The following is a 14,568-nucleotide window of genomic DNA, read 5'->3' on the forward strand; positions in this document are numbered from 1 at the left end:
CGCGTCATCGAATTGGGCCATTTGTAATGCTTGCTGCACAGGGACGTGAGGGTTCAAAACTGACGTTTCAGCATACGCCGCCTTGAACCCGAGTGGCTCCGCGGCGCCGGTGATCGGTGACTGCCCGCTTGGCTATATCGATAATTATGGTCGCCCAGTTAAGGTGCTTTTTCAGCGCCATCACGGCCAAAATTCGGGTGATTGGTTGAATCTCCGGATGTCATCGGCCAAATCAAAGGTTAATAAAGAGAGGTTTCATGGCGTTGCCAGTTCAACAACAGATGAAATACTGGGGCATCGTGGCGGTGCTCCTCTTGGCTGTGCTGTGGTTTCTGGGCGACGTCATGCTGCCCTTTATCGTGGGCGGTGCCGTTGCTTATCTCCTAGATCCCGTCGCGGACCGGCTCGAGGCGGCCGGGCTGTCGCGTGTTCTGGCAACCGCCACCATCAGCGTCGCCGCTGTCCTGATCTTCGTATTGATCATCCTGCTTGTGGTCCCCGAGATCGTCGATCAGGCGGTGCAGCTTGTCCAGACAGCGCCGGAACTCTTCACGCGCTTCAAGGACTTCATATCCGCTCAGCTTGAATTTCTGACCGAGCGCTTCCCTATTCTGGCGGATGGAGACTCCACGGTCAGAAAATCGCTGGATTCTCTGGCAGAGACGTTCCGCAATCGGGCGGGTGAACTGGCCCAGACTGTGTTCGCCTCCGCGCTTGGAGTGGTCAATGTCCTGATCTTCATCGTCGTGGTGCCGGTCGTGGCTTTCTATCTGCTGCTCGACTGGGACAATATGGTCGCGCGCATCGACGGGCTTCTGCCCCGCGACCACGCCCCCCAGATCCGCCAGATCGCGTCTGACATCGATGCCACACTGGCCAGCTTCGTGCGGGGCCAATTGACCGTGTGCCTGATCCTCGGGACGTATTACGCCATCGCCCTGATGATTGCGGGCCTGCAATTCGGGCTGATTGTGGGCTTCATCGCCGGGCTGATCAGCTTCATTCCCTATATCGGGGCGATCATCGGCGGCGCGCTGGCCGTGGGGCTTGCGATTTTCCAGACATGGCCCGATGCGGCCAACGCCGCCGCAGAGGCAGGCGGTGTGAACTGGGTCTACGTAATTGTGATTGCCGCGATTTTTCAGGCGGGCCAGTTGATTGAAGGCAACGTTCTGACGCCGAAACTTGTCGGCGACAGCGTGGGCCTGCACCCGGTCTGGCTTTTGTTCGCTTTGTCGGCATTTGGTTCAATTTTTGGCTTTGTTGGTATGCTTGTGGCCGTGCCCATTGCTGCGTCACTGGGCGTAATTGCACGTTTCGGCGTCGATCAATACAAAGAGAGCAGGCTATACAGAGGTCTGCAAAAAGACGACTGACATGGATCGTCAAATCCCATTTGCCCTGCCTGTAAAGACTGCGTTCGGGCGCGACAATTACTTTATATCGGATGCCAACGCGCTGGCCGTGGCAACCGTCGAAAACTGGTCTGACTGGCCTCAAGGCAAGCTGATGCTGACCGGGGATGAGGGCGCGGGGAAGAGCCATCTTGCACAGGTCTGGGCGGCAGAGGTCGATGGTCAGATCATGGATGCCCGCGCCATCGCAGATGCCGATATTCCGACACTGTTGTCTGGCCCGCTGGTGATCGAGGATCTGCATCTGGCAGCAGGTGATACCGCAGCCGAAACACAGTTGTTCCACCTCTATAATCTCAGCGGGGCCGAAGGTATCCCGGTGCTGTTCACAACGCGAATCCCGGCGGCACGGATGGACTTCACCGTGGCCGACCTGAAAAGTCGGATGCAGGCACTGCAGACCGCACAACTGGGCCCCTTGGATGACCAGCTTCTGGCGGCGATCCTTGTCAAACTTTTCGCGGATCATCAGCTGCGGGTAAAGCCTCAGGTGTTGGATTACACCGTGCGCCGCATTGAACGCAGCTACGCGGCCGCGTTGGAGTTCGTGCGCAAGGTCGATCGGCGTGCTTTGGCCGGAAAGTCTAAGGTTACCATAGCTTTGGCCCGCCAGGTTCTGGACACTGACCCGAAAAAAACGGCATAAGTCATGTCTGCGTTACACTGGGGGTCAAAGAGGTCTGTCATGACGATTGCTGATTTTCTTCAGGCCGACTTCCCGGCCCCACAAGAGCTGACAGACTTCGATCCCGAAAGCCCGGATCGTTTCTTCAACCGCGAACTCAGCTGGCTCGCCTTCAACTGGCGGGTGCTGGAAGAGGCGCAGAACCCCCGTGTACCGTTGATGGAACGGGTCCGGTTCCTGTCGATCTCGGCAAACAATCTCGACGAGTTCTACACCGTGCGTGTGGCTGGCCTGCGCGAACTGTCCCATGCGGGAAATACGGTGCCCTCCAGCGATGGGCTCACACCGGCGCAGCAGCTGGTGCTGATCGACGCGGATGCCCGCGCGCTGATCGCCCAGCAGGATGTCGTCTGGGAGGCGCTCAAGACGCAGATGGAGGGGGAGGGGCTCACACTTTTGAACGCCCAAACGCTCACCAAGGCCGACCTCGCCCATCTGGACACATACTTCATCTCGAACGTCTTCCCGGTCCTCTCGCCCTTAGCCATCGATCCGGCGCACCCGTTCCCGTTTATCCCCAACGCAGGCTTCTCGCTGGCCCTGCAACTGGCGCGCGCCAAGGATGGGCGGTCCCTGCAAGCCCTCCTGCCGATCCCCGCGCAGATCCCGCGCTTCGTCTCGCTGCCGTCGGACACCGGTCAGCGCTATTTGCCGATGGAGGAGCTTTTGCTTCTCAAGATCGGCACGCTCTTTCCCGGATATGAGACCAAAGGCCATTGCGCCTTCCGCGTCCTGCGCGACAGCGATCTGGAGGTCGAGGAAGAAGCCGAGGATCTGGTGCGCGAGTTCGAAACCGCGCTGAAGCGCCGCCGCCGCGGCGAAGTGGTGCGCCTGAAACTCAGCGCCGAGGCACCGACAAACCTGCGCACTCTGATCATGAGCGCGCTTGAGGTGGGCGACACGGACGTAGTTGAGGTGGCGGGGATGATCGGCCTTGCCGATCTGGGTGAGCTGGTGTCCGAGGCCCATCACGACCTGCTCTGGCCCCGGTTTGCCCCGCGCGTGCCGGAACGGGTGCAGGATCACGACGGCGATATGTTCTCGGCGATCAGTCAGAAGGACATGCTGCTGCACCACCCCTACGAGACCTTTGACATGGTGATCCGCTTTCTGGCCCAAGCTGCCCGAGATCCCAATGTGGTGGCGATCAAGCAGACACTCTATCGGACCTCGAACGAAAGCCCCATTGTGGACGCGCTCTGCGAGGCCGCCGAAAACGGCAAATCCGTCACGGCGCTGGTCGAGTTGAAAGCCCGCTTTGATGAGGCCGCCAACATCCGGCAGTCGCGCAAGCTGGAACGCTCCGGCGCTCATGTGGTCTACGGGTTCATCAACTATAAGACCCACGCCAAGATCAGCATAGTGGTCCGGCGGGAGGGCGATAAATTGGTGACCTACACCCATTACGGCACCGGCAACTACCATCCGATCACCGCGCGGATTTATACCGATCTCAGCCTTTTCACCTGCGAGGATGCCCTTGGCCGGGACGCCACCAAGGTCTTCAACTACATCGGCGGCTACGCCCAGCCAGAAAGCCTCGAAAACCTCGCCATCGCGCCCACTTCGCTCAAGAAAAACCTGATCGCGATGATCGAGGCCGAGGCCGACTATGCACGCGCCGGGAAACCCGCGGAAATCTGGGCCAAGCTGAATGCTATTGTGGAATCCGACGTGATCGACGCGCTCTACAAGGCGTCTCAGGCGGGTGTTAAGATCAGCCTTGTCGTCCGTGGCATCTGCACGCTCAAGCCCGGCATCAAAGGGTTTTCCGAGAACATTCGCGTGAAATCCATCGTGGGCCGGTTCCTCGAACACTCGCGCATTGTCTGTTTCGGCAACGGCCACGGTCTGCCCTCCAAAAAGGCGCGGGTCTTCATGTCATCCGCCGACTGGATGGGCCGCAACCTGAACCGTCGGGTGGAAACCCTCGTCGAGATCAAGAACAAGACTGTCCATGCGCAAGTCATGAGCCAGATCATGGCCGCCAACCTTGCGGATACTGCGCAAAGCTGGGTTTTGTCGCCAGACGGCAGTTTCCAGCGGGCCGAGCCGGGGGCAGACCAGCAGTTGTTCAACTGCCACCGCTTCTTCATGGAAAACCCATCCCTGTCGGGTCGCGGCTCTGCCGGGGCAGGGGACGTGCCAGAATTGACGCACACCAAAGATTGACGCGCGGACCTTTGCCGTTACATGCTTCGGCAAGGAGGCCAGACGACTGGCGTCACGAATATTGGCGGAGCGCCCGAAGTGTCAATGGATGGTATCACCGAACCGCTCGGGTCCGACCCGTCCGGCGATGAGCACGGCCCCTTCGGGCGGCCCCTTTTCAATGACCCCAAGGCCAAGGCGCTCAGCCGCGTCGGCACGATTGATGTCGGATCGAACTCCGTGAGGCTCGTGGTGTTTGACGGCGCCGCCCGAAGCCCCGCCTATTTCTACAACGAAAAGATCATGTGCGGTCTGGGGGCCGGACTGTCTGAAACAGGTCGCCTGTCGCCCGAAGGCCGTGTCCGCGCTCTGGCAGCGCTCCACAGATTCGCGCTTCTGGCCAAGGGGATGGCCATTGAGCCTTTGACGTCCGTGGCCACCGCAGCCGTGCGCGAGGCCAGCGACGGACGAGAGTTCTGCGAAGAGGTGGCCGAAAAAACCGGTCTGAAGCTCTGGGTCGCCTCCGGTACGGAAGAGGCGCGGTTGTCGGCCCAAGGGGTCTTTCTGGGCTGGCCCACGGCCCGAGGTCTCATGTGCGATATCGGCGGATCGTCTCTGGAATTGGCGGAGCTGGGCGACGGCGTCGTCGGGCAACGGATTTCCTCGAAACTCGGACCGCTCAAACTGATGGACGTCAAAGGTGGGCACAAAGGTCGAAAGGCCGTAATTGACGCCACCATTGATGATCTGCGGGAACAAATCTCCAGCGATTACAAGACACTCTACCTCGTGGGCGGGTCGTGGCGCGCCATTGCACGGCTGGACATGGAACGGCGTGGATATCCGTTGAAGGTGCTCCACGAATACCGGATGACGCGCAAATCGATCCTGCAAACGGTGAAGTGGATCGGTACGATGGACGTCGATGAAATGCGGGCGCTCACCGGCAATTCAGAGGCCCGGATGCGCCTTGTCCCCATCGCGGCACAAGTTCTGAAATCGCTCATTCAACGGTTCAAGCCGGAATACATCGCCACCTCCAGCTACGGTATCCGCGAGGGGCTTTTGTACGAACAGATGCCGTTTGAGTTGAAACGCCGTGACCCGCTGGTCGAGGCCGCTCGCTATTCCGAGGCGCAAAATGCCCGCATCCCCGGATTTGGACGCACGCTGTTTGAATTCATTAAACCGCTCTTCCAGAACGCCTCGCCCGGGCGCATGCGCCTCGTGAAGGCCGCGACGTTGCTGCATGATGTCAGCTGGCGGGCCCATCCCGACTACCGGGCCGAGGTCTGTTTTGACAATGCCACCCGCGCAAATCTTGGCGGTCTGGATCACCCGGGCCGCGTTTTTCTTGGGGTTGCGCTGCTGCATCGCTACAAGAACAGCCGCTCCGGGACCCAGTTCGAGCCGCTGTTTGACCTGCTGTCAGAGCGTGAGTTGCGGGATGCCGAGGTCCTGGGCAAAGCCATGCGCTTCGGCGCGATGTTCTCGGTCCAGCGCCCCGATCTGATGGGCAAGCTGACATGGCACCCGAAAAAGCGCCTGCTCAGACTGCGCCTCAACCCGGAAACGCGCGGTCTCTTCGGCGAGGTTGCAGAGGCGCGCTTCGGTTCTCTTGCGTCGTCCCTGGACGCGGAGACCGAGGTGACCTGAGGAGATCTCCGCTCACAGTCCGCGGCTGAAATCCTCAACAAGCGATCGGACCACTTCTTTCAATGCGTCGTTTTCATCAGCGCCGTTCGTGGCCGCGTTATGAAACACCTCGACTTGTCGGTGCGAACTCGTGCCCTGTTCGATAATGTCGAACACGCCCGTCACCTCTTCGAAACAGCCAAGCGCCTCGGCATGGGGTTTCACAAGCTCCACCAGCTCGTTGAGCATATTTTCGAAGGGCACGATTTGCCCGATCCCGAAATCAATCAACCCCCGTGAGACGCCATAACGCTGCGCCCGCCAGCGGTTTTCCTCGACAAGGAACCGATCATATTGCCGCCACCGCTTATTTTCGCTCCGCAGCGTGAACAGCATGCGCAGGATGCTCTGGGTGAGCGCCGCAATCGCGATGGCATGATCCAGCCGGGGCGACACATCGCAGATACGCGCTTCGAGCGTGGGATAGCGTGCCGAGGGCCGCAGATCCCACCAGATCTTGGTCCCGTCCTCGATGATATCAGCCTTGATGATCGTCTCGATGGACCGCCGATATTCCGAGAAACTTTGAAACGGCGGCGGTAACCCCGTGCGCGGCAGGTTGTCGAACACCGTCAGTCTGTAGGAATGCAGCCCCGTCTCTCGCCCCTCCCAAAAGGGGGAGGATGTGGACAACGCCAGAAGATGCGGCAGGAAGTAGGAAAACTGGTTCATCAGATCGACCCGCAGGTCGTCATCCTCAATCCCCACATGCACATGCATCCCACAAATCAGCATCCGCCGGGCCACCGCTGCCAGATCCTTTTCCAGCGACCGGTATCGTTCCTTGTCCGTAAAATGCTGCCTGTCCCAGTCGGCGAACGGATGCGTGGACACGGCGATCGGCTCAAACCCATAGGTATTGCAGATCTCTTTCACGGTCCGCCTCAGCCCGGCAAGATCCTCCCGTGCCTCGGCGATGGTCGCACATACGCCCGTGCCAACCTCGATCTGGCATTTCAGAAATTCCGGACTGACTTTCTTGCCCAAAAGATCCTGACAGGTTTTCATCAGGCTTTCAGGGGCCTCCACCAGATCGAAGGTTTCGGCATCGACGATCAGGTATTCCTCCTCGATGCCGAGAGAAAACGAAGGGTCTTGGGGCGCCATATCCAGATCTCCGGATCGCTGTTTCTGATCGCAGCGGACAAGGCCACGTCCACAAAACCTAGCAGACCCGGGCCGAAAGTCAGCAGCGGACGCCTGCGATCAGCAGAATGGCCCCAAGTCCCGAGCCATCCGACATTTCAGATGGCGCGCATCCGCGCAAGGTGCTCGTCCCATCCTTTGTCCAGCGCCAGCGTCAGTCCGTAGGCGTCGGCATCCGCGGACAGCCCCTCATGGCGCAGGGACAGGTACGTTCCGCCCGGCACCTCATCAAGGACCCACTTTACGGTGCTCACCCGGTCGCCCATCTGCGAGATGGTGAACGTATATTCCAAACGGCTGAACGGTTTCGCCACCAACACCTCGCCCCACATCAGCCTGTCCCCACTCTCGGCGCCATACATCGTATAGGGCCCCTCCACCAAAGGCACATCTGGTCTGTGAAACCACAGCGCCAGCTTCTTGGGGTCCGTCAGATACGCCCAGACCTGCGCGGGCGTGGCCTTGAGATATATGGATTTGCGAATGACACGATCACTCATTGGATGTCCTTTTCAATTTCGGATTTGAGGGCGCTCAGATGATCGTCCCAGAAGGCATCGAAATAGCTGAACCAGTCGACCACACGGCGCAGCCCATCCGGATTGAGCGCATTCACGCGGGTTCGCCCGCTGGTGCGCACGGTGATCAGATCGCCGTCGTGCAGGATCGCCAGATGCTTTTTCACCGCCGCGCGCGTCATCTGGAAATTATCGGCGACCTCGGCAATGGTCATCTCGTCCTTTGCCAGCATGTAGAGAATGTTGCGCCGCGTCGGATCGGCCAGCGCACGAAAGCCCATATGCGTGTCCGTCATGGGGTCACCGGCACGAAGTCGAACGCCGCGTCTTGAGAAAGATAGGCAATGCAAGGCCCCGCCGACACGCAGGCCGAGACATGACCCAGCCCGCCGGGGATGCTGTAGAACGCGCCCGGTCCGATCTTTTGCGCCGTCTCGGGATCCTGATCGCCCGCATAGTGGATCATTTCCCCCTGCAGAAGGACGCCGAACATACTTGCTGATTTCACGTGAGGTGGGCTGACGGTTCTGGCGGGCAGCCGAACCATGGCCTGATAGGCCCCCTGAAACCGATCCCCGTGCAGGGGCGCAAACGCAACCCCTTCGGCTGTGGTCTCCCATGCGAACGCCGCCGGATCGATCAACGTGATCGGATCGGTCAGTCCTGCGGATGGCGTCAATAAAACAGCCGCGACTGCGAGATGTCTCATCATTTGAACCTTTCGTGATACCTTTTGGTATTATTTTAATAGAGTACCGAAAGGTATCATGTCAAGGGGCAGAGCTCGACCAGCCAGGCAAAGCCATATCCAGCCGCAAGCGATCCCGACACCGCCAGCGCCAGATATAGAAGGAACGGTTTGAGCTTCAGAACCGGCAGGATGGCCAGCGCGCCCCAGATGCTGACAACTCCGCCGGAGACCAGAAACGCCATCGCAGCACCCGGTGACATGCCATTGTCGATCAACCCGCGGGTCTGTGGCAGGGCGGCGTAGCCGTCGATATAGGCAGGTGCGCCCACGAACACGGCCGCAGGGATGGCCCACCATTTGTCCTCGCCCACATAGGCTGCCATCGCACCGGGTGTCAGCGCAGCGTTCAGGGCATACTCAGCGGCGAAGGCCGGGATCAGGCAGATGAGGATGAGGCGTGCGGTTGCCCGAAACTGAACCATGAATGCGCGCCGGCGCGCCGCAGTCTTCCAGACCCAAGGCTCGAACGGCAAGACCTTCCCGCAGCCGTCCGCGCTCAACCTCCGGGCCAGCCCGTTGTCGCGCAATGCCGTCCGGGCCCAAGGCTTGCCTGCAAACAGCGCTGTGATTGCACCACCGAAAACCCCCAAACCGAAAGCGGCGACCGTCTTGCCAGCGGCAAATGCGATCCCCAGCGTCGCCGCTGTCGTGGCCAGCATCGCCGGATCAGTGATGGGGGAGGACAGCCAGAACGCCATGATCGGCGCCAGCGGCACCCCCGCCGCCAGAAGTCCGGCCATAAGCGGCAGCACCGTCACGCCGCATACCGGCGTCAGCGCCCCGATCATCGACGCCGCGACCACCGCACGTAACGTGCGGCCTTCAAATGCGCCTGCGATATGCGCATCCGCGTTGCTGGCGATGATCCATGCGGCAAGGCAGATCCCCGGGACGACGATAGGCGCGACAGTGATGAGGCCCCACACCACGAACACCGCCGCGTCTATGGCATGAGTGCGCCAAAGCAGGGCAAGCAATGCAGTTCCCGCTGCCAAGGTCCAAAGGGCGGCAGACTTACGGGACGGACGTCGGAGAGCTGTTGTCTCGGTCATGGAATTCTCCTTTGACCGAGCAGGCTAAGTCGCCCAATATCATATATGAAACAAATAGTTTAAATGACTCGTATTGGAAATTCAGATGGATAACCTCGACAGCGACCTCCTGCGCACCTTTCTTGCTGTTGCCCGGGCAGGCAGCGTCACGGACGGCGCCGCGCAGATCCACAGGTCGCAATCCGCGACCAGCATCCAGATCAAGCGGTTGGAGGGCATTTTGGGCCAGCCCGTGTTCGACCGCCATGGGCGTGGTGTGATCCTCAGCGAGGCCGGGCGCAAGCTGCTACCCGTTGCACAAGAGGTAACCACCCGCCTTGATGCGGCCCTGCGCGTGTTGTCCCAGACGGCGGTGACCGGAACATTGCGTCTGGGCGTTCCCGATGATCACGGCAGGGCGCGATTGTCAGAGATCATCGCGACCTTCACCCGCCAGCATCCACAGGTGGAACTGGACGTTACCTGCGCGCTCAGCACCGGCTTTCCCGAGGCACTTCAGAAAGGTCGGCTGGACCTTGCTATCTACGAGGTGCAGCATCCCGGTCCGGGTGAAGAGGTTCTGTTCGAGGATCCCACCGTCTGGGTCCAGTCCGCGCATCGTACCTTCGCGCAGGCGAGCCCTCTGCCCGTGGCACTGTTTGATCATGCCTGCTGGTGGCGCGACGCGGCACTGACTTCTATGGATCAGCGCGGCCAGCCCTACCGGATCGTCTATTCCAGCCAAAGCGTGTCTGGCGTGTGCGCCGCCGTCGAAGCAGGGATCGCCGTGGGTCTTCTTGGGCGGTCTTCCCTTGGTCCGGGGCTGAAAGTTGTTCCCCCTGAATTGGGGTTCGGCCCGACGCCCGCGTCCAAGCTGGTTCTGGCCGAGCACGCATCCGATGCCAGCCCGCCACGCACCGCGATGAAGGCCGCGATCCGCCATGCCTTTCAAAGCGGGACGGCCCTGGGTCCGGTCCGCGCCACTGCCCCCGCTGGCTGATCACCAGCCCGCTTCACATCCGCGCAGTGATCGCATACTTCTCGGCAAACCACTTTCCGGAGATCCCCATGCGCCTCAGCCGCTACTTTCTGCCCGTCCTCAAAGAAACGCCCTCCGAGGCGCAGATCGTCAGCCACCGCTACATGCTGCGCGCGGGCATGATCAAACAGGCGAGCGCGGGCATCTACTCGTGGCTGCCCCTGGGCTTTAAGGTCCTGAAAAAGATCGAGAACATCGTCCACGAGGAACAGCAGCGCGCGGGCCACATCCCCATGCTGATGCCCACGATCCAATCCGCCGATCTCTGGCGGGAAAGCGGGCGCTATGACGATTACGGCGAGGAAATGCTGCGCATCACCGATCGCCACAACCGCGACATGCTCTATGGCCCCACCAACGAAGAGCTGATCACCGACATCTTTCGCGCCCATGTGGGCAGCTACAAGGACCTGCCGCTCACACTCTACCACATCCAGTGGAAATTCCGCGACGAGATCCGTCCCCGCTTCGGCGTCATGCGCGGGCGCGAGTTCTACATGAAGGACGGCTACAATTTCGACGTCTCCAAGGACGCCGCGCTCCATGCCTACAACCGCCACCTCGTCAGCTACCTGCGCAGCTACGAACGCATGGGCCTGCAGGCGATCCCCATGCGCGCGGATGGCGGTCCCATTGGCGGTGACTACACCCACGAATTCCTCGTCCTCGCTGACACCGGCGAAAGCGAGGTCTTCTACGACAGCGCCGTCACAGACCTGACCTTCGGCGACCGGGACATCGACTATGACGACGTCGCCCAGTGCCAGGCTGTGCTGGAGGAGTTCACCTCCCGCTACGCCCGCACGGATGAGACCCACGACGAAGCCCTCTTCAACGCCATCCCCGAGGACCGCCGCCGCACCGCCCGCGGCATCGAAGTGGGCCAGATCTTCTACTTCGGCACCAAGTATTCCGAGGCCATGGGCGCCACCGTCCAGACCGCCGACGGCAAGAGCGTGCCCGTCCACATGGGCTCCCACGGGATCGGCGTCAGCCGCCTTCTGGGCGCGATCATCGAGGCCAGTCATGACGACAAGGGCATCATCTGGCCCGAAAGCGTGACGCCGTTCCACTGCGGGATTGTCAATCTAAAACAAGGGGATGCGGAGGCCGACGCCGCCTGCGACGCACTCTACCAATCCCTCACCGCCCTTGGTCTCGACCCGCTCTATGATGACCGGTCAGAGCGCGCGGGCGGCAAGTTCGCCACCATGGACCTCATCGGCCTGCCATGGCGCATCACCGTTGGCCCGCGCGGCCTGAAGAACGGCGTGGTCGAACTGACCTCCCGCCGAACCGGGGAAAGCGAAGAGATGACGCCCGAAATGGCGGTGGAGAAAGTCGCCAAGATCTACGCCCCGCGCGCCAGTATGTGATCTGAGGGGCGGGACCAGGTGCCGGGCCAGCGGTGAAGCACTGGCCCGAACAAGGAGGTTACCTGGAATTTGGCCGAAAACTTAGCCAGACCTGTGAGGGTCTAGGCGCAGAATACGTCAGCCGTCCCTGTGGTATCCAATGCTAAGTTTCGATCATCTATTCAGATTATTCGATCAATCGTGGTAAATGGTCGAAAATACGGGACGGTTTCCTGCGGTGTAAGGGCGCGTCAGGGCCGTCCGATTGTCTCACATCCGCGAACAGAAAGAGACCGCCGCGCAAGGCGACCACGCTAAGGAAAGCCTGACAGGATAGGGAGGAGGGGAGGGGGCGTCGGACCAGTGGTGAAGCACTGGCCCGATCAAGGAGATTCCCCAGCTTGACTGGAATGCAGCCAGACCCGCAAAAGTCTTGCCGCGTTGATAAAGGAACCGCCGCAGGTTTATCTATTCCTAAATTCCGATCAGTTTTTCCGATCAATCCAAAGGATTTGGCGGGAAGAAGGAAACACCTGCGGCCCGAAGCTGACCTTTAGCATCATCGCAACGCATTTCCGGAAAGCGGACCTTGCGACCTTGCGTTCGTCTAGCGTCAGCTAAGCCGAAAATGTCACCATTCGAGCGACGTTGACAGTTCTTGCCGCTCTGCTTCTACCAGCTCCAAAAGCTCATCAATCGCCTTTGGAAATCCTGAATGATGGTCATCTATCTTGTCATAGTCGATCACTTGAAGGTTTCTGTTGGCACGAAGCGAACTCTTTAAGTCCTCATGTAGCCCCTTTGCCGCCAGAAAATAGTGCGGATGGGCTTCGCTGTACGTAAAATTCTGGTTCTCCAGTACCAAGTTTATATCCGGATCGCGATAGCCAGCGCCTATAAACAAGAAAGTATGTGTCATGAGTGCGCTGTCAAAAGCGTTGTAAAACGGCGCTGCAGAAATTCTTGCTTCGGCATATTGTCTTTGGGTGAAAATAATCTTTGAAGTTTCATCGAGGGATCCATGAACCTTTACTAGATACCTCTCAGTCCCCCGTAAAAATTCTGAAACACCTTCGTCATAATACAGCTTCGTTACACAAGTTCCGCCAAGAACCTCTTGAAGGGCTTGGTCTAGAATATTCTCAAAATTCAGAGAGAAAATAATTCTAGCGTCGAGCTTTCCAATCGCTTTGTGAACCTCGGTTGGAGCAAATTTTGGAGCGCTAAAGGCTGTCCGCAGTCGAGTTTTCCAATTATGCTGGTACTTATGCTGAAGCCATGCGCATGCATTCAACAAATCACCTTCTTGAATTGCATTAGTGATGTGCTTTTGTGGCCCCCCTGGGAGATCTTTGTTGGCTTGGTCTAAAAAGCCGTCCCATGTTGGCGGTGGCAAGCCTTTACGGCCCACTGCTTGGCGCGACACACCTGATCCAACAACCAGAACACACCGACGTCGAGCGATGTCGCGGATTAAGTCTTGTGGCCAATCAATCATTGATGCGAGCAATCAAGTTACTAGTTACTGAGCCAAAAATCGTCTTTGCGTCTTTTACTTTAGTAAAGTGGGCTCCGACCACGCCGTCTTTAGCGAGCAATTCAAACACTGGCTTATTATTACTTTGAGACATAGGAATAAGACTAAATAGATTTGGAACGGTACCAATTTCAAATGGCTGTTCAGGTATACTTTCATCCAAACCACAGTCGGTGATGATTGCATCTATCTGGGCGCGAATTTGTTCGAAAGCCCTCACGCCACGTCGTTTCCCAGAGCTGTCCTTTTTCGCAAGATATTGCTGTGTGACATAACCCAAGAATTTGGCCTGACCATATTTCAAATCAGGAAGTTTAGAAGAGTCCTTTACATTCTTTACACCTACGTCCCAGTCGCTTGACCAATCGGCAATCCACTCGGATATGTTTTCGAATGCCTTTAACGAAAATATGTCGATGGACATCGGGCTCATGAAGTAATCAGCAGAAAGCAAAATTGATCGATTAATAGCGCCAAGTGATGGGCTAACATCGATGAATACATAGTCATACTCATCCAAACGGCTCAAGAGATCAGAGAAAACTAAATTAGTTCTTATTCCTCGCACATTGCCACTTTTCGCAGTTCCCCAGTCCTGAGCCAAAAAGTCCTCAATTAGAGCTAATTTTGGATCCCCCGGCAAAACCTCAATGCCAAAACTATCTGATCGCAACGTCGTAATTTTCTGGGAGAACCCCTCCCCTTCAGTAAGGGGTTCAATAACGTTGCGAATTGTAAATCCTTCATCCGAGTATATCTCATCCAAAGTGTCCTCATCGAAGAAATACTGCGTAGCGTTACATTGTGGATCGGCATCGATAACACAGACCTTCAATTTTAGATGTAGAGCCGCATAGGCCGCAACATTACAAAGGAGAGTTGTTTTGCCGACCCCTCCTTTGTTGTTGAAAAACGCAATGGATTTCATTTTTTGGGTTCCCGTTAGGCCAGGCTTCTAAAAGTAGCAGGAGCCAATCTTTCGAAAATGACGATAGGAACGAACCGGAGGATGCACAAGCCAACATTAAGGTTGAGTGCATGCTGGGTGGGAAAAATCGTTCAATGACCGCTTTCTACAATTAGCCAAACACGGTTGCGCCTGCAGCGAACGTCTCTTATCCTGAAGGTTTTTCGATGCGGGCCGGGGTGCAACCTTTCCTTCCGGCGAGGCGTGCGGCCCGCGTTGACAAACCTCGGAAGGAGGAAGCCGCGGTGTCTGGGATTAGACTATGGAGAAAGAGCGCT

13 protein-coding genes are annotated in these 14,568 nt (G+C 58.3%); 6 read left to right on the forward strand and 7 right to left on the reverse strand.

What is annotated here, in order from left to right; translation table 11 throughout:
- Window positions 1-257 precede the first annotated feature (257 nt).
- From KIN_RS13730 to KIN_RS13745, 4 genes are all read left to right on the forward strand, one after another.
- A complete protein-coding gene (locus KIN_RS13730) occupies window positions 258-1,376 on the forward strand; it encodes an AI-2E family transporter (RefSeq protein WP_159807835.1) in 1,119 nt (372 codons plus the stop codon).
- 1 nt (window position 1,377) lies between these two features.
- On the forward strand, window positions 1,378-2,061 hold the full coding sequence (locus KIN_RS13735; protein ID WP_159807837.1) for a P-loop NTPase family protein: 684 nt from the start codon (window positions 1,378-1,380) through the stop codon (window positions 2,059-2,061).
- A gap of 39 nt (window positions 2,062-2,100) precedes the next feature.
- Window positions 2,101-4,272: an RNA degradosome polyphosphate kinase gene (locus KIN_RS13740; RefSeq protein WP_159807839.1), complete on the forward strand. Its 2,172-nt coding sequence runs from the start codon at window positions 2,101-2,103 to the stop codon at window positions 4,270-4,272.
- Window positions 4,273-4,356: 84 nt separating this feature from the next.
- The gene (locus KIN_RS13745) at window positions 4,357-5,907 is read left to right on the forward strand and encodes a Ppx/GppA family phosphatase (RefSeq protein ID WP_159807841.1); all 1,551 of its coding nucleotides are present in this window, start codon (window positions 4,357-4,359) and stop codon (window positions 5,905-5,907) included.
- Window positions 5,908-5,919: 12 nt separating this feature from the next.
- On the opposite strand, the gene KIN_RS13750 is transcribed toward KIN_RS13745, so the two are convergent.
- From KIN_RS13750 to KIN_RS13770, 5 genes are all read right to left on the reverse strand, one after another.
- Complete coding sequence (locus KIN_RS13750; protein WP_159807843.1) at window positions 5,920-7,053, reverse strand: carboxylate-amine ligase; 1,134 nt, start codon at window positions 7,051-7,053, stop codon at window positions 5,920-5,922.
- 137 nt (window positions 7,054-7,190) lie between these two features.
- The gene (locus tag KIN_RS13755) at window positions 7,191-7,592 is read right to left on the reverse strand and encodes an SRPBCC family protein (protein ID WP_159807845.1); all 402 of its coding nucleotides are present in this window, start codon (window positions 7,590-7,592) and stop codon (window positions 7,191-7,193) included.
- Window positions 7,589-7,906 carry an ArsR/SmtB family transcription factor gene (locus KIN_RS13760; RefSeq protein ID WP_159807847.1) on the reverse strand — a complete coding sequence of 106 codons (318 nt, stop codon included), beginning with the start codon at window positions 7,904-7,906 and terminating at the stop codon, window positions 7,589-7,591. Before KIN_RS13760 ends, KIN_RS13755 begins: the two co-directional genes overlap by 4 nt.
- Window positions 7,903-8,319, reverse strand: a complete 417-nt coding sequence (locus tag KIN_RS13765) for a cupin domain-containing protein (RefSeq protein WP_159807849.1) — start codon at window positions 8,317-8,319, stop codon at window positions 7,903-7,905. The genes KIN_RS13760 and KIN_RS13765 overlap by 4 nt, the downstream gene beginning before the upstream one ends.
- 56 nt (window positions 8,320-8,375) lie before the next feature.
- Entirely contained in the window at window positions 8,376-9,413 is a 1,038-nt protein-coding gene (locus KIN_RS13770) for a permease (protein ID WP_159807851.1), read from the reverse strand.
- 85 nt (window positions 9,414-9,498) lie between these two features.
- On the opposite strand from KIN_RS13770, the gene KIN_RS13775 reads away from it, so the two are divergent.
- Complete coding sequence (locus tag KIN_RS13775) at window positions 9,499-10,392, forward strand: LysR substrate-binding domain-containing protein (RefSeq protein ID WP_159807853.1); 894 nt, start codon at window positions 9,499-9,501, stop codon at window positions 10,390-10,392.
- A gap of 68 nt (window positions 10,393-10,460) precedes the next feature.
- Window positions 10,461-11,807, forward strand: coding sequence for a proline--tRNA ligase (gene proS, locus KIN_RS13780; RefSeq protein WP_159807855.1), 1,347 nt, complete (start codon window positions 10,461-10,463; stop codon window positions 11,805-11,807).
- Window positions 11,808-12,417: 610 nt separating this feature from the next.
- Here proS and KIN_RS13785 read toward each other — a convergent pair.
- Window positions 12,418-13,284, reverse strand: coding sequence for an SIR2 family protein (locus tag KIN_RS13785; protein ID WP_159807857.1), 867 nt, complete (start codon window positions 13,282-13,284; stop codon window positions 12,418-12,420).
- Window positions 13,277-14,251 (reverse strand): ParA family protein, encoded by a 975-nt coding sequence (locus KIN_RS13790; RefSeq protein ID WP_159807859.1) that lies wholly within the window; start codon window positions 14,249-14,251, stop codon window positions 13,277-13,279. Before KIN_RS13790 ends, KIN_RS13785 begins: the two co-directional genes overlap by 8 nt.
- Between the last annotated feature and the right edge of the window lie 317 nt (window positions 14,252-14,568).

The organism is Litoreibacter roseus, assembly GCF_009811795.1.
Taxonomy (GTDB): Bacteria; Pseudomonadota; Alphaproteobacteria; order Rhodobacterales; family Rhodobacteraceae; genus Litoreibacter; species Litoreibacter roseus.

Excerpts from the sequence above, each read along its gene's own strand:
- KIN_RS13730 (WP_159807835.1), top strand. The coding sequence starts at position 258 with ATGGCGTTGCCAGTTCAACAACAGATGAAATACTGGGGCATCGTGGCG.
- KIN_RS13735 (WP_159807837.1), top strand. The coding sequence starts at position 1,378 with ATGGATCGTCAAATCCCATTTGCCCTGCCTGTAAAGACTGCGTTCGGG.
- KIN_RS13740 (WP_159807839.1), top strand. The coding sequence starts at position 2,101 with ATGACGATTGCTGATTTTCTTCAGGCCGACTTCCCGGCCCCACAAGAG.
- KIN_RS13745 (WP_159807841.1), top strand. The coding sequence starts at position 4,357 with ATGGATGGTATCACCGAACCGCTCGGGTCCGACCCGTCCGGCGATGAG.
- KIN_RS13750 (WP_159807843.1), bottom strand. The coding sequence starts at position 7,053 with ATGGCGCCCCAAGACCCTTCGTTTTCTCTCGGCATCGAGGAGGAATAC.
- KIN_RS13755 (WP_159807845.1), bottom strand. The coding sequence starts at position 7,592 with ATGAGTGATCGTGTCATTCGCAAATCCATATATCTCAAGGCCACGCCC.
- KIN_RS13760 (WP_159807847.1), bottom strand. The coding sequence starts at position 7,906 with ATGACGGACACGCATATGGGCTTTCGTGCGCTGGCCGATCCGACGCGG.
- KIN_RS13765 (WP_159807849.1), bottom strand. The coding sequence starts at position 8,319 with ATGAGACATCTCGCAGTCGCGGCTGTTTTATTGACGCCATCCGCAGGA.
- KIN_RS13770 (WP_159807851.1), bottom strand. The coding sequence starts at position 9,413 with ATGACCGAGACAACAGCTCTCCGACGTCCGTCCCGTAAGTCTGCCGCC.
- KIN_RS13775 (WP_159807853.1), top strand. The coding sequence starts at position 9,499 with ATGGATAACCTCGACAGCGACCTCCTGCGCACCTTTCTTGCTGTTGCC.
- proS (WP_159807855.1), top strand. The coding sequence starts at position 10,461 with ATGCGCCTCAGCCGCTACTTTCTGCCCGTCCTCAAAGAAACGCCCTCC.
- KIN_RS13785 (WP_159807857.1), bottom strand. The coding sequence starts at position 13,284 with ATGATTGATTGGCCACAAGACTTAATCCGCGACATCGCTCGACGTCGG.
- KIN_RS13790 (WP_159807859.1), bottom strand. The coding sequence starts at position 14,251 with ATGAAATCCATTGCGTTTTTCAACAACAAAGGAGGGGTCGGCAAAACA.